Annotated in this window: 17 protein-coding genes and 1 tRNA gene; 5 read left to right on the top strand and 13 right to left on the bottom strand. The window is 70.1% G+C overall.

Features of this window, described 5'->3' with window-relative positions; genetic code table 11:
• Nucleotides 1-36 precede the first annotated feature (36 nt).
• Nucleotides 37-1,059 (top strand): bile acid:sodium symporter family protein, encoded by a 1,023-nt coding sequence (locus D2K64_RS06790; RefSeq protein WP_120007472.1) that lies wholly within the window; start codon nt 37-39, stop codon nt 1,057-1,059.
• Nucleotides 1,060-1,077: 18 nt separating this feature from the next.
• Here D2K64_RS06790 and D2K64_RS06785 read toward each other — a convergent pair whose 3' ends face one another.
• Nucleotides 1,078-2,136, bottom strand: coding sequence for an alcohol dehydrogenase (locus D2K64_RS06785; protein WP_120007471.1), 1,059 nt, complete (start codon nt 2,134-2,136; stop codon nt 1,078-1,080).
• Nucleotides 2,137-2,321: 185 nt separating this feature from the next.
• On the opposite strand from D2K64_RS06785, the gene D2K64_RS06780 reads away from it, so the two are divergent.
• Nucleotides 2,322-3,632: a PQQ-dependent sugar dehydrogenase gene (locus D2K64_RS06780; RefSeq protein WP_120007470.1), complete on the top strand. Its 1,311-nt coding sequence runs from the start codon at nt 2,322-2,324 to the stop codon at nt 3,630-3,632.
• A 44-nt stretch (nt 3,633-3,676) separates the two neighbouring features.
• Here the strand turns inward: D2K64_RS06780 and D2K64_RS06775 are convergent, their stop codons facing one another.
• The 5 genes from D2K64_RS06775 to D2K64_RS06760 form a co-directional block, all read right to left on the bottom strand.
• Nucleotides 3,677-4,738 (bottom strand): toxic anion resistance protein, encoded by a 1,062-nt coding sequence (locus D2K64_RS06775; protein WP_120007469.1) that lies wholly within the window; start codon nt 4,736-4,738, stop codon nt 3,677-3,679.
• The gene (locus D2K64_RS24275) at nt 4,735-5,457 is read right to left on the bottom strand and encodes a hypothetical protein (RefSeq protein ID WP_157985748.1); all 723 of its coding nucleotides are present in this window, start codon (nt 5,455-5,457) and stop codon (nt 4,735-4,737) included. Before D2K64_RS24275 ends, D2K64_RS06775 begins: the two co-directional genes overlap by 4 nt.
• Entirely contained in the window at nt 5,454-5,609 is a 156-nt protein-coding gene (locus D2K64_RS24270) for a hypothetical protein (RefSeq protein WP_157985747.1), read from the bottom strand. The genes D2K64_RS24275 and D2K64_RS24270 overlap by 4 nt, the downstream gene beginning before the upstream one ends.
• 65 nt (nt 5,610-5,674) lie before the next feature.
• Nucleotides 5,675-7,648 (bottom strand): PhoX family protein, encoded by a 1,974-nt coding sequence (locus D2K64_RS06765; protein ID WP_120007468.1) that lies wholly within the window; start codon nt 7,646-7,648, stop codon nt 5,675-5,677.
• Between the two features lie 110 nt (nt 7,649-7,758).
• Entirely contained in the window at nt 7,759-8,487 is a 729-nt protein-coding gene (locus tag D2K64_RS06760; RefSeq protein ID WP_120007467.1) for a GntR family transcriptional regulator, read from the bottom strand.
• A 76-nt stretch (nt 8,488-8,563) separates the two neighbouring features.
• On the opposite strand from D2K64_RS06760, the gene D2K64_RS06755 reads away from it, so the two are divergent.
• Nucleotides 8,564-9,736: a benzoate/H(+) symporter BenE family transporter gene (locus D2K64_RS06755; protein ID WP_120007466.1), complete on the top strand. Its 1,173-nt coding sequence runs from the start codon at nt 8,564-8,566 to the stop codon at nt 9,734-9,736.
• Between the two features lie 10 nt (nt 9,737-9,746).
• Here the strand turns inward: D2K64_RS06755 and D2K64_RS06750 are convergent.
• The 7 genes from D2K64_RS06750 to D2K64_RS06720 all read right to left on the bottom strand — a co-directional run bounded on the left by D2K64_RS06750 (nt 9,747) and on the right by D2K64_RS06720 (nt 16,292).
• Nucleotides 9,747-9,819, bottom strand: a tRNA-His gene (locus tag D2K64_RS06750).
• A gap of 91 nt (nt 9,820-9,910) precedes the next feature.
• The gene (locus D2K64_RS06745) at nt 9,911-10,084 is read right to left on the bottom strand and encodes a DUF1328 domain-containing protein (protein ID WP_120007465.1); all 174 of its coding nucleotides are present in this window, start codon (nt 10,082-10,084) and stop codon (nt 9,911-9,913) included.
• Nucleotides 10,085-10,177: 93 nt separating this feature from the next.
• The gene (locus D2K64_RS06740; RefSeq protein WP_202910535.1) at nt 10,178-11,782 is read right to left on the bottom strand and encodes a cisplatin damage response ATP-dependent DNA ligase; all 1,605 of its coding nucleotides are present in this window, start codon (nt 11,780-11,782) and stop codon (nt 10,178-10,180) included.
• Complete coding sequence (locus tag D2K64_RS06735) at nt 11,779-12,840, bottom strand: ligase-associated DNA damage response exonuclease (protein ID WP_120007464.1); 1,062 nt, start codon at nt 12,838-12,840, stop codon at nt 11,779-11,781. Before D2K64_RS06735 ends, D2K64_RS06740 begins: the two co-directional genes overlap by 4 nt.
• Before the next feature lie 202 nt (nt 12,841-13,042).
• A complete protein-coding gene (locus D2K64_RS06730; RefSeq protein ID WP_120007463.1) occupies nt 13,043-13,774 on the bottom strand; it encodes a proteasome-type protease in 732 nt (243 codons plus the stop codon).
• Between the two features lie 56 nt (nt 13,775-13,830).
• A complete protein-coding gene (locus D2K64_RS06725) occupies nt 13,831-14,781 on the bottom strand; it encodes an alpha-E domain-containing protein (RefSeq protein ID WP_120007462.1) in 951 nt (316 codons plus the stop codon).
• Nucleotides 14,781-16,292, bottom strand: coding sequence for a circularly permuted type 2 ATP-grasp protein (locus tag D2K64_RS06720; protein WP_370764494.1), 1,512 nt, complete (start codon nt 16,290-16,292; stop codon nt 14,781-14,783). Before D2K64_RS06720 ends, D2K64_RS06725 begins: the two co-directional genes overlap by 1 nt.
• Before the next feature lie 419 nt (nt 16,293-16,711).
• Here D2K64_RS06720 and D2K64_RS06715 point away from each other — a divergent pair, with 419 nt between their 5' ends.
• Together D2K64_RS06715 and D2K64_RS06710 are read left to right on the top strand one after the other, a co-directional pair.
• Nucleotides 16,712-17,437: a DUF1194 domain-containing protein gene (locus D2K64_RS06715; RefSeq protein ID WP_120007461.1), complete on the top strand. Its 726-nt coding sequence runs from the start codon at nt 16,712-16,714 to the stop codon at nt 17,435-17,437.
• Nucleotides 17,438-17,697: 260 nt separating this feature from the next.
• Nucleotides 17,698-18,246 carry a transglycosylase SLT domain-containing protein gene (locus D2K64_RS06710; RefSeq protein WP_238384058.1) on the top strand — a complete coding sequence of 183 codons (549 nt, stop codon included), beginning with the start codon at nt 17,698-17,700 and terminating at the stop codon, nt 18,244-18,246.
• Nucleotides 18,247-18,271: the final 25 nt, after the last annotated feature.

Below are 18,271 nucleotides of genomic sequence, written 5' to 3'. Positions count from 1 at the left end.
TGATCCGGGTCTATCCTCCTGCCGAGAGCGCCCGCGATGTTCCGACGCCTGCTGTCCCGCCTGCCGGTCGACACCTTCCTGCTGCTGCTGATGGCCACCGTGGCGCTGGCGGCGGTGCTGCCGGTCCGGGGACAGGGCGCCGTGTGGACAGAACATGCGGCTTCGGCGGCGGTGGCGATCCTGTTCTTCCTGTATGGCACGCGCCTCGCGCCGCGGAACCTGCTGGAAGGCCTGCTGCACTGGCGGCTGCAGGGGCTGGTCTTCGCCGCGACCTACGGCGTGTTTCCATTGCTAGGCCTCATCCTGGTCTGGCTGGCGGGCGGCTGGCTGCCCCCTGCCCTGGCGCTCGGACTGATGTTCGTCTGCGTGCTGCCATCCACCGTGCAATCCTCCATCGCCTTCACCTCGATCGCCGGCGGCAACGTGCCGGCCGCGCTGTGCGCGGCGACGCTGTCCAACCTGGCCGGCATCGTCATGACGCCCGCCCTGGTGGCGCTGCTGCTCAGCGCCAGATCGGGCGGCTTCAACCTGGATGCGTTGTGGAGCATTGCGCTGAACCTGCTGCTGCCCTTCGTTGTGGGCCAGGTGATGCGGCCCTGGATCGGCAGCTGGATGGGGCGGCACAAGGCGCTGACGGGGCTGGTGGACCGCGGCTCGATCCTCCTGGTGGTGTACAGCGCCTTCAGCGAGGGCGTGGTGGCCGGGATCTGGCAGCAGCTGGCGCCGTCCAGCCTGGCCATCCTGGTGCTGCTCGACTCTGTGCTGCTGGCGCTGGCGATGCTGGGCAGCTGGGTGGCGGCGCGCATGATCGGGCTGAAGCGGGCAGATGAGGTGGTTGCGGTGTTCTGCGGCTCCAAGAAGAGCCTGGCCACCGGCATCCCGATGGCCAATATCCTGTTCGCCGGGCAGGCGGTGGGGCTGGTGGTGCTGCCGCTGATGCTGTTCCACCAGATCCAGCTTTTCGTCTGCGCCGCCTTGGCGCGGCGCTACGCCCAGGCCACGGCCCGCGCCGTGAATCAGACACCACCAGTTGCCCGCGAACTGCAGCCGGCGGCCTGACGCCGCCGGCTCCCTCCGTCAGGCGGCGGTCAGCACCACGCGGCCGCGGACCTGCCCGTCGCGCAGCCGGTTCAGCACGCTGTTCACCGCCGAGGCCGGCTCGGTGCTGACCGGCAGCGGCGACAGCTTGCCCTGCTGAGCAAGGCCGATCACCTCGCGCAGATCCTGCGGGCTGCCGACATAGCTGCCCTGGACGGTCAGCGCCTTGGTGGCCATCAGCGGCAGCGGCAGGTTCAGCTCGCCCCCGAACAGACCGACCTGGATCAGCTTGCCGCCCTTGATCAGCGCGTCGAACGCGAAGCGCGCCGTGGCGGTGCCATTCACCAGGTCGATCACCGCCTCCACCGGTCCGCCGGCGGCTTCCAGGATGCGGGCCGTCGTGGCGTCATCCCCGGCCAGCACCGTGTCAGTGGCACCGGCGGCGCGGGCCCCTTCCAGCTTGGCTTCCGACACGTCCACGACCACGATGCGCTTGTGGCCGAGAGCCTTCAGGATCTCCACCGCGTTCAGCCCCAGCCCGCCTGCGCCAACCACGACGATTGGCTTCTCCGGCGGCAGCGGCATCACCTTCTGGATCGCGGAATACACAGTGATGCCCGAGCAGGCATAGGTCGCGGCCACTGCGGGGTCGATGCCGTCGAAGGCGGCCATGTGGCGCGGGCTGCGCGCCAGCACATGGGTGGCGTAGCCACCATGCTGGAAGACGCCGAGAGAGCGGGCCGACACGGCGCACATGTTGTCCTGCCCAGCCTGACAGCGCTCGCACCGGCCGCAGCCGAGCCAGGGAAACACTACGCGCTGGTCACCGACCTCGACGCCCTTCGCCTCCGGCCCGAGCTTCACCACACGGCCGACCACCTCATGCCCCATGGCCAGCGGCAGCACCACGCCACGATCCTTCAGCGACATGCGCCCACGGCTGCCGAGATCGTATTCACCTTCCCAGATGTGCAGATCGGAATGGCAGACGCCGCAATGCGTCACCTCCAGCAGCACTTCCTCGCCCTGCGGCTCCGGCGTCGGCAATTCGATGTCCTGCAGCGGCGCTCCGGCTTCAACAACGGCCCAGCCTCGCATCGGATCCTCCCCATTGGTTTTTCAAGAGAAGGGGAAACCCTGCGGGAGCCGCCGTCAAGCCTCGCCGGCGGTGTTGCCCCATGCCGGGCATTCATTCGGCCGGATCGGGCCTGGGCCGCCTGGCGGAGGATTTCCATGCGCAGTGGTCTCGCCTAGCGTGACGCGCATCCTAGAGGAGCTACGCCTTGAACCTGTCAGGTATTTTTGCACGCGTCGTCGCGGGAGTGGGCGCCGCGACGGTGCTGACGCGGCGAATGGCCGGCGGCGCGCCCGAGCCGGCCTGGGGCCGCACCCCGGCCATTCCGCCGGCCAGGTCGCAGGGCAAGGTTCCAACGCTCAAAATGCCCACGGCCCAGGGCTGGGCCCCGGGGCAAGCCCCGATCGCGGCGCCGGGCCTCACCGTCAACGCCTTCGCCCGCGGCCTGAAGCACCCGCGCTGGATCCATGTGCTGCCGAACGGCGACGTGCTGGTGGCCGAGTCCAGCAGCGTGCCGCGCCCGGCCCGTTCGCTCTTCGACTACGCGATGATCAGCACCATGAAGCGCGCCGCCGCCATGGGCGAGAGCGCCAATCGCATCACCCTGCTGCGCGATGCCGATGGTGACGGTGTGGCGGAGGTCCAGGAGGTGTTCCTGGAGGGCCTGAACCAGCCCTTCGGCATGGCGTTGGTGGGCGACACCTTTTACGTCGGCAACACGGATGGCATCGTCGCCTACCCCTACGAGGCCGGCGCGACGCGCATCACCGCGCCGGGGCGCAAGCTGGTGGAGTTCAAGCCGGGGGGCCACTGGACGCGCAGCCTGCTGGTGAGCCCCGACGGGCGCAAGCTTTACGCGGGCGTCGGCTCGCTCAGCAACATCGGCGACCACGGCATGGACGCCGAGCAGGGACGGGCCGCCATCTACGAGCTCGACCTGGCCAGCGGGAAGAGCCGCATCTTCGCCAGCGGGCTGCGCAACGCCGTGGGCCTGGCATGGGAGCCGGGAAGCGGCGTGCTCTGGACGGTGGTGAACGAGCGCGACGGCCTCGGCGACGAAACCCCGCCCGACTACCTGACCTCGGTGCGCGACGGCGGCTTCTATGGCTGGCCCTATTGCTACTGGGGCCAAACCGTGGATGACCGCGTGCCGCAGGACCCTGTTCTGGTCGCCAGCAGCATCACCCCGGATTATGCGCTGGGCGGTCACACCGCCTCGCTGGGGCTCTGCTGGCTGCCTGCTGGCACGCTGCCGGGCTTTCCGGAAGGCATGGCGATCGGGCAGCATGGCTCCTGGAACCGCAGCACGCTGAGCGGCTACAAGCTGGTCTTCGTGCCCTTCGCGAATGGACGCCCCGACGGACCGCCGCGCGACATCCTGTCGGGCTTCCTGGCTCCGGATGAGCGCGTTTCCTATGGACGCCCCGTGGGGGTGACGCTCGGCCCTGACGGCGCGGTGCTGATGGCCGATGACGTGGGCGACGTGATCTGGCGGGTCACCGGGGGCGGCGCCGGCTGACACCGGCGCAGGGCCGGAGCGCCAGGCTCCGGCCTTGGAGGAACTCAGGCCTTGGTGGAACTCAGGGCCCGGCGGATCTCCAGTTCCGCCTTGGCCAGTTCGCGCGTCGCATGCTGGCGCGCGTTGCGGCCTTCCTCGGCGATGCGCACGCTGTCTTCCAGCGTCGCCACCAGGGCCGCGTTGGCCTGTTGCACGGCGGCGAGGTCGAACACGCCGCGTTCCAGCTCTGCCCGCGCCTCGGCATTGCCGCGCCGCAGCGTTTCGGCATTGGCGGTGAGCAGCTGGTTGGTCAGGTCGGTGGCGGCGCGCACGGCGTTGCTGGCCTCCCGCATGTTCTGGATCGCCAATGCTTGCGCCAGCTGGGTGCGCCACAACGGCACGGTGTTGGCCAGCACCGAATGGATCTTGGCGGCCAGCGCCTTATCATTCTCCTGGATCAGCCGCATGCCGGGGAGTGACTGCATCGCCACCTGTCGCGTCAGGCGAAGATCATGCACGCGGCGATCCAGTTCATCCCGCGCGGCCCGCAGATCCCGCAGCTGCTGCGGCGCGAGATCGTTCTTCGGATCGGCGGCGGCGCGTTCGGCGGCAGGAATGGCTTCCGCATCGGTGCGGGCCAGCACCACCTCGCCCGCCGCGATGTGCTCGGCCAGGGCATGGAACCACTCCAGCGTGGCGCCGTACAGGCGCTCCAGCCGCTCCACATCCTCCAGCAACCGGGTGCGGTGCGTATCGAGCCGGTCGCCGATCGCCTCCACCTGCCCCCGCACGCCCTCGTAGCGCTGCAGGATCGCCACGGCCTGGGTCTGCCCACGCCGGGCCAGCCGCGCGATCCGGCCCATCAATCCGGGCTTCCCGGACATCTGCGTCACATCGAAGCCACGCAACGTGGTGAGAAGGCCGGATAGCGCCTCGCCCGCCTCGCCGGTGGCCTGGTTGCGCACCGCGCCGAGCATCGCGTCGGCCGCCGCCGTGGCGCGGTTCTGCGCGTCGGCGCCGAAGCGCAGAATGGTGGCCGGGTCGCGCAGGTCGATGGCGGCGGCAAGCTGATCCACGCGCTCGCCCGCCACCGTCGTGTTCAGGGTGTTCTCGGTCGTGGTGCTCATGCGTAGCCCTCTTCGCGCAGCCGGTCGGCCAGGACCTTCACCTGAATTTCCAGCGCTTCCTTCTCCTCGTGCCGTAGCCGCTGCCGGAGCGCTTGGCTGCCGCGCGCCATCTCGGTCACCAGCGGCATCAGGCCGTGCGGCGGCTCGGCACCCAGCCGCAGGCGCGATTCGATCCGCTCCAGCCCGTCCAGCTGCAGGTTCAGGAAGCGCCGCGCCTCATGGCCGGCGCCAGCGACGCCGTCGGTGCGCAACGTCAGATCGGCCACCAGCTCGCGCAACGCCAACAGCGCCGGGCGCAGCCGCGGATCGGCGCGCTCCAGCGCGGCGAGGCGGTTGCGGGCCGGCGTCAGCGCGTCCGGCGCCGCCGGCGGCTCCTCGGCCGGCGGTGCGTCGGCATAAAGCAGGATGGTGCCGAACCCGGCCATCAGCGCGAACACGACGGCGCCGAGCGGCGCCACACCGGTCGCCATGGCGGCGGCGAGGCCTGTGGCCAGCCCTACCAGGATGGCACCCTGCCTGATCCGCCCGCGGCGCAGCCGCAGCACGCCGAGCACGGTCAGGCCCAGGCCCAGCAACAGCCCGAGGATTGGCCGCTGCGCGCCGCCGAACAGCGCCAGAAACAATGCCGGCAGCAGCGGGGAGGCCAGCAGCACCAGCAGCGTGCCGCGCAGCCGCCGCAGCCGCAGCGCCAGCCGGCCCAGGAGATCCTGCTCGGTCATGTGAACAGCCCCACCAGGGCGCGGAACAGCGCGATGATCGCCACCAGCCAGACCGACGCCCCAAGCAGCGCGAAGCCGCCCAGGCGCCGCAGGGCGTCCGGCACGGGGGGGGTGCCGGCGCGCGGCGCCGGCGGGAACGGAAGCGGGTTCATGCCCCTTCAGATTGCCCCGCCGGCCCCGCCAATCAAGCAGCGCCGGCGGGGGTGTTGCGGCCGGATCAGCTGCCGATCACGCCACCGCCCCTGCGGGTGATGGCGATGATGGAAGGCCGCGGCGGCATGCCCTCCTGGAAATCCGGCCAGCGCGTCGAGGGGTTGTCGAAGGAACTGCCCTTGTCGTCGCCCGGGTGCTGGATGGCCAGGAACATGGTCTGGTCGTCCGGCGTCAGGCAGGGGCCGCACACCTCGGCCCCGGTGGGCGCCTGGTAGAACAGGCGGGTCAGCGCGCGGCCGGCGCCGTCCGTGTCGGCGGCGTACAGGCCGTCCGCCACCTTGGAGGTGCCGGGGGCGCCGTCGGTTGAGATCCAGACACGGCCCTTGGCGTCAAAGGTGCAGTTGTCGGGGCAGGACAGCCAGCCCTCGGCGCTGGTGCTCTGGTGGTATTGTGCGCCGGCATCGACGCCGGGCCGGCCGGCGACCAGGAAAATCTCCCAGCGTCCCTCGGTCGCCGCATGATCCACCTCGCCGGTGCCGGCGCCGGGCGGGATCATCTCGATCACATGGCCATGCGCGTTGGCGGCACGCGGATTGATGGAGTCCACCTGCTCCGGCTTGCGGCGCGTGTTGTTGGTCAGCATGGCGTAGATGCGGCCATTCGCCGGGTTGGGCTGCACATCCTCCGGCCGGTCCATCGGCGTCGCCTTCAGCAGGTCGGCGGCACGGCGCGTCTCGATCAGCACATCCGCCTGGCTGTTGAAGCCGTTGGCGGCGGTCAGCGGGCCCTGGCCATGGACCAGCGGCAGCCACTCCATGCGGCCATCCTCATGGAAGCGGGCGACAAACAGCGTGCCGTCATCCAGCAGGTCGCGGTTGGCAGCCGGGTTCTCCGGGTTCCAGGCGCGGGCGGTCACGAATTTGTAGACGTAGTCAAAGCGCTCGTCATCGCCCGAATAGAACGCCACGCGGCCATCGGCGGACACCGCATGGGTGCAGCCCTCATGCTTGAAGCGGCCCAGCGCGGTGCGCTTCACCGGCACGCTGTCCGGATCATACGGGTCGAACTCGACGATCCAGCCGAAGCGGTTCGGCTCGTTCGGCTCCTTGTCGAGGTTGAAGCGGTCCTCGTATTGCGGCCAGGAATAGCTGGCCTTCTCGACGATGCCGTAGCGCTTGTACATCGCCGCCTGCGCACCGGTGTTGGCCGCGGCACCGCCGAAATACTGGTTGAAGTTCTCCTCGGCGGTCAGCACCGTGCCCCAGGGCGTATTGCCGCCGGCGCAGTTGTTCAGCGTGCCGAGCACGCGGGTGCCGGTCGGGTCGGCGGACGTTTTCAGCCGCTCATGCCCGGCGGCGGGGCCGCCGATGCGCATCGGAGTGGTGGCGGTGATGCGGCGGTTGAGGCTGCCGGCACGCACCGGCGCCCACCGGCCGTTCTCGCGTCGGATCTCCACCACCGACATGCCGTGCGCCGCCATCTCCACCGCCGCCTGTTCGCGCGAGGAGCGCAGGCGCGAGGTTTCGTCATCGCCCATGCCGGGAAACATTAGCTGCGTGTCGGCATATTCGTGGTTCACCGCCAGCAGGCCGTGATCCGCGCTGCGGCTGCCGCGCGGCAGCGGAAAGAAATCCACATAATCGTTGTTGTAGCCGAACTGCGCGGCCTGGGCGGCGGCGCTCTGGTTGCGCGGATCAAAGGCCGGCGCGTGGGGCAGCACCGCGTCGCCCCAGCGGATCACGGTCTGGATCTGATAGCCGTCCGGCACCGCGTCCCGCGGGCCCATCTGGTGAGCGATCTCGCGAAAGCCGAGGCTGGAGGGGCTGGCGTTCTGCGCCAGCGCCCGGCCACCGGATGCGAGCAGCTGGTCCGACAGGGTGGCCATGGCGGCAGCGCCCAGCAGCCCCCCCAGCGCGGCGCGGCGGGACAGGCGGCGCTCCACCAGTTCCCCGATGGTGTTGCGCGGACTCGGATTGCTGCCGATGTCCTCGATCTCGATGGGCTTGCCGGCATCGGCCGGCGAAAGGGTGTCAGGCATTCCAGGGAATTTCCGGTTTATGCGGCAGGGGGATGCAGGGGCATCGCGGAAGCCCGCAAGGAAGCGCTGGGCGGCGTCAGCCGAATGACGATTCCGTGACGGTTTGATGATCACCGTCGGCGTTCGCTGCCTTTATCCGTCCTGCCTGCCCGCTCCTCAAAGAACGCCGCAGTGTCGCGGGCCGCGGCCGTGATGTGGTGTCGCAACAGCGCCACCGCCTCCGCCACCTCGCCGTTCCGGCCCGCTGCCAGCATGGCCCGGTGCTCGTCCTGCCTCATGCCGCGTGGTCCCTGGAGAGCGAGGTGGAAGCAAAGGTAGCGGTCAAAGGCGGCAAGGTGCTGCAACACCAGCGCCAACAGGCGAGGATGTCCGGCGCGCGCATACAGCGCGACATGGAATTGCCGGTTGAGCTGCCCCATGCGGCCCGCATCCTGCTCATCGTCCATGGCGGTGATCAGAGTGGCGGCGCGGTGCCAGTGATCCGCGCCCATCTGCGGGATCGAGAGACCGAAGGCTGCGGGCTCCAGCGCCAGGCGGATGGCATAAAGATCGGCGGCGTCGGCGGCGGAAATCGCCGCCACCACCGCGCCACGATGCGGCACCGTTTCCACCAGCGCCTGCGCCTCCAGCCTTGCCAGCGCCTCCCTCACCGGCATCCGGCTGACGCCGAGGCGGCGTGCCAGTTCCTCCTGGCCGAGGCGGGTCCCGGCTGGCAGCCGCCCGTCCAGGATGGCCGCCTTCAGCACGGCCTCGGTGAATCCGGCCGCCGTCTGCCAACCCTGCCCGCCGGGCAAATCCAGGGCATCGAGCGGCGTGGCGGCTCCTTCGCGCGGCACCATGCACCATCCATGCATTGATCGGATCCAAGATTACGCCCAGTCTCCGCTCTGCTTCCAATATTTTCGAGACCAGCTTATGCCGCCTGCCACCCCAAGATTCTCCGGTCTCGCCCAGCCGATCATTGCCGGCGTGCTGGCGGCGGTTGTTGGATTCGCGTCCTCCTTCGCGGTGGTGCTGCAGGGCTTCGCCGCAATGGGCGCGACGCCAGGACAGGCCGCGTCGGGGTTGATGGCACTGTGCCTGGCGCAGGGATTGCTCGGGCTGTGGCTGAGCCTGCGCCAGCGGATGCCGATCGTGCTGGCCTGGTCGACACCGGGCGCCGCGCTGCTGGCCGGCACGGGCACGCCGGAGGGTGGCTTCGCGGTGGCCTGCGGCGCTTTTCTGGTGGCCGGGCTGCTGATCCTGGCAGCCGGGCTGTGGCGGCCTTTCGGTCGCGCCGTCTCGGCCATTCCGGCCAGCCTCGCCAACGCCATGCTGGCCGGCGTATTGCTGGGAATCTGCCTGGCGCCGATGCAGGCGGTGGGCGCCATGCCGGCGCTCGCCCTGCCGGTGGTGCTGGTCTGGGCGCTGTGCTGGCGCTGGGCGCGGCTGTGGGCGGTGCCAGCGGCCGTGGCCGTGACCGCCCTGCTGATCGGGCTGACGACGCCGATACCATCCATGGTTGCGGCCATGCCGCGGCTGGAATGGCTGCTGCCGCGCCCGGAGTTCGGTGCGGCCATTGGCATCGGCCTGCCGCTGTTCCTGGTCACCATGGCGTCGCAGAACGTGCCGGGGCTGGCGGTGCTGAACAGCCAGGGCTTCCGCCCGGCGCCGGGCCCGATCTTCGCCGTGACCGGCGCGATCAGCGCGCTGATCGCTTTCCTGGGGGCGCATTCCTTCAACCTCGCCGCCATTACCGCGGCGCTTTGCGCCGGGCCGGATGCGCATCCCGATCCCGCCCGGCGCTGGGTGGCGGCCGCGGCGGCCGGCGTGTTCTACGTGGTGCTGGGACTGGGGGCAGGCTTCGCCGCGGCCTTCATCGCCGCCTCGCCGCCGCTGCTGATCCAGGCGGTGGCAGGGCTGGCGCTGCTCGGGGCCCTGGGCGGCGCGCTCACCTCGGCCATGGCGGAGGAGCGCAACCGGCTGGCGGCCACCCTCACCTTCGCCACCACGGCCTCGGGCCTGGCTCTATTCGGGATCGGTGCAGCGTTCTGGGGGCTGCTCGCAGGAGGCGGGCTGATGCTGCTGGACCGGATCAGATACCGGTGAGGAGGGGATGGGCGACCTACGGGACTCGAACCCGTGACATCCACGACCACAACGTGGCGCTCTACCAACTGAGCTAAGGCCGCCATACCAGATCTCGCCGCCACTGGGCGCCAAGGAGGCCGGAAATAATCCGGGTCGCGCGGCACGTCAACAGGCTGCGCAGCCCGGAACACGTCAGAACACGATCTCGCCCGCCAGCAGGGCCAGCACCACAACGATCACGAACAACAGCAGGAACACGCCGAAGAGGATCTTGGCGATGCGCCCGGTGGCCGCAGAAATCCCGCTGAAGCCCAGCGCGCCGGCCACCACCGAGATCACCAGAAAGATCAACGCCCATTTGAGCATGCGATTCTCCGCTCCCCACCCCGCCCGAACGGCGTCGGGTCTGCTGGCGGGAGCAACGCGCCGGCGGCGGCCGAGTTCCCGCTTACGCGGCAATTATTCCGGGCGGTTCTCCACCATCGCCATCAGTGTTTCCAGCCGGTCGGCTTCGGCGGCCGGCTTGTCGGGCCGCAGCCGGCTGATGCGGGGGAAGCGCATGGCCACGCCGGATTTGTGCCGGCTGGAGAGTTGCGCCGCATCGAACACCACTTCCAGCACCAGCTCCTTCTCCACCTCTCGCACCGGTCCGAACCGGGACGTGGTGTGATTGCGGATCCAGCGGTCCAGCCAGACCAGTTCCTGGTCGGTATAGCCGGAATAGGCTTTGCCCACCGGCACCAGCTCCTCCCCGCCCTCGCCGTCGGCGCGCCACAGGCCGAAGGTGTAGTCGCTGTAGGTGCTGGAACGCTTGCCATGGCCGCGCTGGGCGTACATCAGCACCGCATCCACCGCGAGCGGCGCCCGCTTCCACTTCCACCACAGACCTTTCGGCCGCCCGGCAATGTAGGGCGCGTCACCGCGCTTCAGCATCAGCCCCTCGATGCCGGCGGCGCGGGCACCGTCGCGCAGCGCGGCCAGCTGCTCCATCGAGGAGAAGGCGACCTGCGGCGAAAGATCCATGCGCGCCGGCTTCACCCGGGCGAACCATGCCTCCAGCCGGTCCCGCCGCGCATCGAATGGCAGGGCGCGCAGATCCTCGCCGGCCTCGAACAACAGGTCGTAGAGCCTGAGGCCGGCGGGATAATCCTTCAGCATCTTCGGCCCGACGACCTTGCGATTCAGCCGCTGCTGAAGGTCGGCGAAGGGCGCCACCTCGCCATCGCGGATCACCAGCAACTCGCCATCCACCACGGCGTGGAAGTCGAGCGCTTCCAGGATCTCGGGAAAAGCGCCGGACATGTCCTCGCCGGTGCGGGTCCAGAGGCGCCGCCCACCGGGCCCGGCCGAGGCCTGGACGCGGACGCCGTCCCATTTCCACTCGGCGCGGAACGCGGTGTGGTCGAGCGCCGCGACGTCCGGCGCCTCCAGCGGCTGCGCCAGCATGGGCGAGCGGAACACCGGTGCGTCGCGCGGGTCGGGTCGCTCCGCCCTGCCCTCCAGCCAGGCGAAGAGCGGCAGGTAGGGCGGCGGCACGCCGTGCCAGACTTCCTCGATCTCCTCCACCGGCTGGCCGGACCATTCCGCCAGTGCCTGACGTGCCAGCCGGCCGGACGCACCGACCCGCAGCCCGCCCGTCACCAGCTTGATCAGCGCCAGCCGGCCGCCAGGGTCGAGCAGGTCGAGCCATTCCGACAGCATGCCGGGAATGTCGGCCTTGGGGGCGAGTTCCAGCGCCTCCACCACCTCCGCCAGATCGGGCGGCGGCCGGTTCGGGCGGTGCGTCGGCTCAGGCCAGATCAGCGCCACGGTTTCCGCGAGGTCACCAACGTAGTCGTGGCTCCAGGCCAGCAGGACCGGGTCGATCCGCGTCGCCACAAGATCGCGCACCAGGGACGGCTTGGCGGCGGTGAAGCTCAGCTCACCGCTGATGGCGGCCAGGGCGACGCCGCGATCCGGGTCGCGCTGGGTGGCGAAGAAGCGCTTCATCAGCGCCAGCTTGGCATTGCGGCCGGGGGTGAAGACCAGCCGTTCCAGCAGTTCGGCGAAGGCGGGCAGGCTCATCCCGCGGCCTCCTCCTCGGCCGGAACGGGATCGGCGCCCTCATCCTCCTCGCGGCCGATCAGGTGCAAGGCGCGCCCGCGCACGCCGCGCGCAGCGAGCGCGTGGATCAGCGCCTCCTCCCGGCCATGCGTGACCCAGACTTCCGGCGCCTCCACCTCGGCGCAGGTGGCCAGAAGGTCGTCCCAGTCGGCGTGGTCGCTGATCACCAGGGGCAACTCGACACCGCGGGCCTTGGCGCGCTGCCGCACCCGCATCCAACCCGAGGCCAGCGCCGTCACCGGGTCCGCCAGGCGGCGCGCCCAGGGATTGGCCTCGGCGGAAGGCGGCGCCAACACGATCTCCCCCGGCAGCACGGTTGCGCCGCGCTTCTCCGGCCGCGGCACCGGCAGCAACTCGCCAAGGGCGATGCCACGGCGTTCGTAGAGCCGGCACATCGAGGCCTGGGCGCCGTGCAGAAAGAGCGGCCGGTCATACCCTGCCTCCCGCAGGCCGGCGATCAGCCGCTGGCATTTGCCCAGCGCGTAGCAGCCGACCAGATGCGCCCGTTGCGGAAACAGCCGCACGCTGTCCAGCAGCCGCTGCACCTCATGCCGCATCGGTGGGTGGCGGAACACCGGCAAGGCGAAGGTCGCCTCGGTGACGAACACATCGCAGGGCACCGCCTCGAAGGGCAGGCAGGTGGGATCGGGCTGACGCTTGTAGTCGCCGGACACCACGAGGCGGCTGCCCCGCCATTCCAGCACAACCTGCGCCGAGCCCAGCACATGCCCCGCCGGCACCAGGGTGACGCGAACGCCGTTCTGCACCAGGGTCTGATGATAGGGCAACGCCTGCTGTTCCCGTCCTGCTCGGCCTTCACCCAGCCGCGCAGTCATGATCGCCAGCGTCTCGGGGGTGGCCAGCACGGCGCCATGGTCCGGCCGCGCATGGTCGGAATGGCCATGGCTGATGACCGCCCGCTCCACCGCGCGGGCCGGGTCGATGTGGAAGCCGCCGGGCTCGCAATACAAGCCTTCGGGCGTGATGCGGGTCCAGCTGTCGGGGTGAGGCGCGGGCATGACCGTATCAATGCGCGGCGCGGCATTTGGCTGCGCCAGGCGGCCGGCGGGCCAGGGTGGAGTGGCGGCGCCACCCCGGCAGCCACGCCCTCAGCGATAGCGCGGGATCTGCGCGGGCGGGCCGGGCCGCGGGCGGTGGCCTGGGTCGATAGCACCGGGCCGCCGGGCAGGTCTCAACCGCGCTGCGGTTCGGCGGCTAGGCTCAGAACCAGCCGGGCGCCGGCACCAGCCGGTAGGCATCCCGCAGCGCTGCCGACCAGGCGTCGCGCAGATTGCGGAAATAAGGGTCTTCCTCGGTGATGCGCTTCTGCAGCCGGATACGGAAGCTGTCCACCTCGTATACCAGCAGGTCGAGCGGCGGCCCCACGGTCAGATTGGACCGCAGCGTGCTGTCCATGCTGACCAGCACCAGCTTCACCCCATCCTCCAGCGGCGTCGCCCGGCTCACGGCGCGATCCAGGATCGGCTTGCCGTATTTGTGCTCGCCGATCTGCAGAAACGGGGTTTCGGGCGTGGCCTCGATGAAGTTGCCGGCCGAATACACGAGGTAGAGCTTCATGGGCCCGCCGGCGATCTGGCCGCCCAGCAGCAGCGACACGGAGAAGCGCACCTCCTGCTTCTCCATCATCGGGCCGTCATGGTCATACACCGAGCGGATGGCGGCACCGACCAACTGCGCCGCGCGGAACATGCTGCCGACGCTGGTCAGGGTGTGGGTTTCGCCTTCCAGCACCACGCCTTCCTGCAGCCGGCTCCACACCGCCTGGGTGATGGCCAGGTTGCCGGCCGCCATCAGACATAGCATCCGCTCCCCGGGAACGGTGGCGGTGTACATCTTGGAGTAGGTGGAGATGTGGTCGACGCCCGCATTGGTGCGGGTGTCGGCCAGCATCACCAGGCCCTCTTCCAGCCACAAGCCGACGCAGTAGGTCATGCCGGCACCATTCTCCTCGATTGGGCGGGCGATCCTGGTGCGGGAATGATCGCGCGTCAGGCGGTCTGGCCGTTCAGATAGCGCCTCGCGATCTCCTGGCCCAGCGTGATGTTCTCCTCGATCACGCCGGTCAGGAAATCATGCAGCCCGTGATCGAGGATGCCCCCGACGCGGCCGAAGCGGAGCCGGGCGTGCAGCTCGCCGGCCAAGCGCTGGCATTCCCCGGGATTGCCGCCATTGGCGGCGGAAATGGCCTCCAGCGTGCGCTCGACCTGCGCGTAGCAGGACACCAGCGAGCGGGGCAGCTCGGGGCGCAACAGCAGCAGTTCCGCCACCCGCGCCGGGTCCAGCCGAGTGTGGTAGACGTGCTGATAGGCCCGCAACGCGCCCACCGAGCGCAGCACCGCCTGCCAGTGCGCGTAGCAGGCGGCATCCGCCGCCGCATCGGGCGCAAAGGCGCCATGCCGGGAATCCAGCAACCGGGCAGTGTTGTCGGCGCGCTCCAGGATGGTGCCGAGATGGGTGAAGCGCCAGGCATCGTCGCGCAGCATGGTATCGGCGGCGGCGCCGTTGAACAGCAGGGTGCGCGACTTCACCCAATCCAGGAAGCCGGGCAGCCGGTCGCCGCAGATCGCGCCCGAGTCGAAGCGGCGGAACTCGATCCAGGTGTCGTTGATGGCCTCCCACATGTCGACGGTCAGGGCCGTGCGCACGGTGCGGGCATTGCGCCGCGCCGCCTCGACGCAGGCGGCGATGCCGGAAGGATTGGCCGGGTCCAGCGTCAGCCAGTGGACCGAGGCTTCCTGCGCCGCGGTGTCGTGCCGCTCGCGGAAGCCCGGCTCGCAGCCGGCGGCCACCATCAGGGCGCGCCATTCGCGCTCCACCCCGTCCACCGGCTCGGCCAGCAGCGCCATGCGCAGCGTGGCGCCAAGTCCGCGGGCGACATTGCCGGCGCGTTCTGAGTAACGGCCGAGCCAGAACAGGCTGTCGGCGGTGCGGGACAGCATCAGCGCCCCCCCTGGCCGGGATCATTGGCCGGGCCACGCCGCCCCGGAAGCGGAGGCATCGGTGCCATGGGGGACATGGGCGGCATGGTCTGGCTCATGCCGCCCATGCTCTGCGTCATGCCCTGCGGTCCCATGGACTGCGACTGGCCCGGCGCCAGCGGGTCGTCCAGCACCCACGTGTCCTTGGTGCCGCCGCCCTGACTGGAATTGACCACCAACGAGCCTTCCCGCAGCGCCACCCGGGTCAGCCCGCCCGGCACCATCCGGACACTGCGGCCGAACAGGATGAAGGGCCGCAGGTCCACATGGCGAGGCGCCACCCCGCCGTCGCACAGCGTCGGCACGGTGGACAAGGCCAGGGTGGGCTGGGCGATGTAGTCGCCGGGGCGGGCACGGATGCGCGCGGCGAATTCGGCGCGCTCCGTCTCCGTCGCGTGCGGCCCGACCAGCATGCCGTAGCCGCCGGAACCGCGGGCCAGCTTCACCACCAGCTTGTCGAGGTTGGCCAGGACGTGGTCCCGGTCAGCCTCGCGCTCGCACATGAAGGTGGGCACGTTCTGCAGGATCGGCTCTTCCTTGAGGTAGAAGCGCACCATCTCGGGCACAAAGGGGTACACCGCCTTGTCGTCGGCGATGCCGGCGCCGGGGGCATTGGCCAGCGCCACGTTGCCCGCCTTGTAGGCCGCCATCAGCCCGGCGACGCCAAGCGCGCTGTCCGGCCGGAACGCCTCGGGGTCGAGGTAGTCGTCGTCGATGCGGCGATAGATCACGTCCACCCGCTGCGGCCCGGCGGTGGTGCGCATGTACACCACCTTGTCGCGCACGAAGAGGTCGGCCCCTTCCACCAGTTCGACGCCCATCTCGTCGGCCAGGAAGGAATGCTCGTAATAGGCGCTGTTGTAGGGACCAGGCGTCAGCACGACGATGCGCGGCTCGCCCTGGCAGGCGGCCGGCGCGATGCTTTTCAGGGTTTCCAGCAGCTCCTCAGGGTAGTGCGACACCGGGGCGACGCGGTGGCGGGTGAACACGTCGGGAAACAGGCGGAACATCGCTTCCCGGTTCTCCAGCATGTAGGACACGCCGGAAGGGGTGCGGCAATTGTCTTCCAGCACATAGAACTGGTCGGGACCGGTGCGCACCAGGTCGATGCCGGAGATCACGGTATACACGCCGCCGGGCGGGGTGAACCCCACCATCTGCGGCAGGTAGCCTTCATTCTGCAGCACCAGCTCGGCCGGGATGCGGCCGGCCTTGATGATGTCCTGCGGGCCGTAAACATCGGCCAGAAAGGCGTTCAGCGCCCGCACCCGCTGCTCCAGCCCCTGGCTCAGCCGCTCCCACTCCTCGCGGGACAGGATGCGGGGGATCACGTCAAAGGGGATCAGCCGCTCCGGATCGCCGCCCTCGGTATACACGGCAAAGGTAACGCCGATGCGCCGGAACAGCAGCTCCGCTTCGCGCCGCTTCTGCTCCAGCACGCCCTGCCCGGTTGCTTCCAGGAACTGAGCCATTTCCGTGTACGGAGATCGGATGCCACCATCGGCGTGCATCTCATCGAAGGCGGAGGCAGGGCGATCGGCCACGTTTCTTTCGGCGTCCTCATGGGTTGCGCAGCGCTTCGTCGCCCCCGCCGGCGGGCCCTGGTCCCGCAGGCGACCTCCGCAGCGGCGGCGACAGGGGAGTTGAGCGCGCCACAGGCGGTTCGCGCAAGCCGGCATCACGAAACATTATGGTCGGGCCGGGCCGCCGCGGCCAGCCGGCTGCCCAAGCCGGCGCCAGTGCTGCCCGTCCCGGCAGCGTTCGCCGGCACAATGCGGCCGGGGCGTTCACCTCCGACGCGCTTCCCCTGTCCGGCAGCGCCTTGCCAGCCTGACGAGGCCGCCCAACTCTGGGGCGCTGGCATCTCGCCGCGCAACAGTCAGGACGCCCGATGCGCCGACGCCCCCTGCTCGCCTCTGCCCTGCTGCTTCCGCTTCCAGTTCCGGGCCGCGCCCAGCCAGCACCGGCACCGGCACCGGCACCGGCACTGGGTGGTGCCGTGGATGTGGCTTTAGTGCTGGCGGTGGATGCCTCCGGCAGCATCGGCCCGGAGGAGTTCCGCCTCCAGCGCGAAGGCTGCGCGGAAGCGGTGACGCACCCCGCCGCGCTGGCGGCCATCAGCGGTGGGCTGCTGGGTGGGGTTGCAATTTCCATGGTGGAATGGGGCGCGCCGGGCGGCGCGGCCACCGTGGTGCCGTGGCAGGCGGTGCGCAGCCCGGCCGAGGCGGAGGCGCTGGCGAACCGCTTCCGGGACGCGCCGCGCTCGCGGCAGAGCTGGAATGCGATCGGGGACGCCCTGGTGCATGCCGCGGCGCTGATCAGCACCTGCCCGTTCGAAGCGACACGGGCGGTGATCGACCTTTCCGGTGATGCGCCCGACATGCGCGGCCGGCAACCCGCGCCGCAGGCCCGTGACGCGGCGGTGGCCGCCGGCATCACGGTGAACGCCCTGGCGATCGAGCAGCAGGGCGGCGGATTGCTGGAGCGCTACGAGGCGGAGGTGATCGGTGGCCCCGGCGCTTTCGTGATGGCGGCGGCCGGACGGGCCGATTTTGCCCGCGCCTTGCGGGCCAAGCTGGTGCGGGAGATCGCCGGGCGACCAGCATCGCTGGCTTAACCCCACGTTTTCCTTGATCAAGACTGGACCCCAAAGACGGAATTTGGTTCCCCCGTTCGCGGGTGCGTGGTAGCGGAAGACACATGACGCCCGCGATCCGCGGAACGGCGGTTACCCGTCGTTCGAGCCCCGCGGCGTTCCACTGCCATGAGGCAAGGAGCGCCTTCCCGCCTCGCCCGAGAGGCCCAACCGCCCCCCGCAGAAGCCCACCGAAAGGGTGGAAGGGGCTTGTCGCCGGTGTTGCCCTGCTGGCGGCACCGTTGCTGTTCGGAACCCCGGCCGAAGCCGGCCCGCGTTCCGCCTGCCTCGATGCCGTTCGCGCGGCCGAGGCAAAATACGACCTGCCCGACGGCCTGCTAGTGGCCGTGGCGCTGGCGGAGTCCGGCCTCCACGCCCATGCCATCAGTGTGGGCGGGCGTGCCTTCTACCCCGATTCCCGGGCTGAAGCCCGGGCCCTGCTGGCCCGGTCTTCGGCCGGGGGATCGGTGATGGCCGGCTGCGTGCAGGTCAATGCCAAGGTGCATGCAGGCACCAGCGACTGGCCGCTCGATCCGCTCCGTTCGGCAGACTGGGCGGCGCGCTACCTGCGCCGGCACCATGATAGCCTCGGCAACTGGGCCGATGCGATCCGGCGCTGGAATGGAGCCGGACCGAAGGACAACAAGCTGGTCTGCCGGGTCGAGGCGAAGCTGCAGGTGACGCATCCCGGCAGTACCGCGCTGGGCCGGCCGAATTGCGGCGGCAGCCAGATGGCGCGGATGCGGCGCGACGGGCAGGCGCTGCTGGAACTGGCCGAAGCGCCGGATTGATCCGGCGGGCGGCCGGAAGGCCGGC

Source organism: Teichococcus vastitatis (genome assembly GCF_003604215.1).
GTDB lineage: Bacteria > Pseudomonadota > Alphaproteobacteria > Acetobacterales > Acetobacteraceae > Pseudoroseomonas > Pseudoroseomonas vastitatis.
Note: the sequence above shows the minus strand (reverse complement) of the source record. Positions and strands in the feature narration are given on the sequence as shown.

Coding starts and splice junctions, on each gene's coding strand:
- D2K64_RS06715 (WP_120007461.1), top strand. CDS start 16,712: ATGCGCCGACGCCCCCTGCTCGCCTCTGCCCTGCTGCTTCCGCTTCCA.
- D2K64_RS24270 (WP_157985747.1), bottom strand. CDS start 5,609: ATGAACCCGCTTCCGTTCCCGCCGGCGCCGCGCGCCGGCACCCCCCCC.
- D2K64_RS06725 (WP_120007462.1), bottom strand. CDS start 14,781: ATGCTGTCCCGCACCGCCGACAGCCTGTTCTGGCTCGGCCGTTACTCA.
- D2K64_RS06775 (WP_120007469.1), bottom strand. CDS start 4,738: ATGAGCACCACGACCGAGAACACCCTGAACACGACGGTGGCGGGCGAG.
- D2K64_RS24275 (WP_157985748.1), bottom strand. CDS start 5,457: ATGACCGAGCAGGATCTCCTGGGCCGGCTGGCGCTGCGGCTGCGGCGG.
- D2K64_RS06755 (WP_120007466.1), top strand. CDS start 8,564: ATGCCGCCTGCCACCCCAAGATTCTCCGGTCTCGCCCAGCCGATCATT.
- D2K64_RS06730 (WP_120007463.1), bottom strand. CDS start 13,774: ATGACCTACTGCGTCGGCTTGTGGCTGGAAGAGGGCCTGGTGATGCTG.
- D2K64_RS06790 (WP_120007472.1), top strand. CDS start 37: ATGTTCCGACGCCTGCTGTCCCGCCTGCCGGTCGACACCTTCCTGCTG.
- D2K64_RS06765 (WP_120007468.1), bottom strand. CDS start 7,648: ATGCCTGACACCCTTTCGCCGGCCGATGCCGGCAAGCCCATCGAGATC.
- D2K64_RS06740 (WP_202910535.1), bottom strand. CDS start 11,782: ATGAGCCTGCCCGCCTTCGCCGAACTGCTGGAACGGCTGGTCTTCACC.
- D2K64_RS06760 (WP_120007467.1), bottom strand. CDS start 8,487: ATGGTGCCGCGCGAAGGAGCCGCCACGCCGCTCGATGCCCTGGATTTG.
- D2K64_RS06745 (WP_120007465.1), bottom strand. CDS start 10,084: ATGCTCAAATGGGCGTTGATCTTTCTGGTGATCTCGGTGGTGGCCGGC.
- D2K64_RS06735 (WP_120007464.1), bottom strand. CDS start 12,840: ATGCCCGCGCCTCACCCCGACAGCTGGACCCGCATCACGCCCGAAGGC.
- D2K64_RS06785 (WP_120007471.1), bottom strand. CDS start 2,136: ATGCGAGGCTGGGCCGTTGTTGAAGCCGGAGCGCCGCTGCAGGACATC.
- D2K64_RS06720 (WP_370764494.1), bottom strand. CDS start 16,292: ATGGCTCAGTTCCTGGAAGCAACCGGGCAGGGCGTGCTGGAGCAGAAG.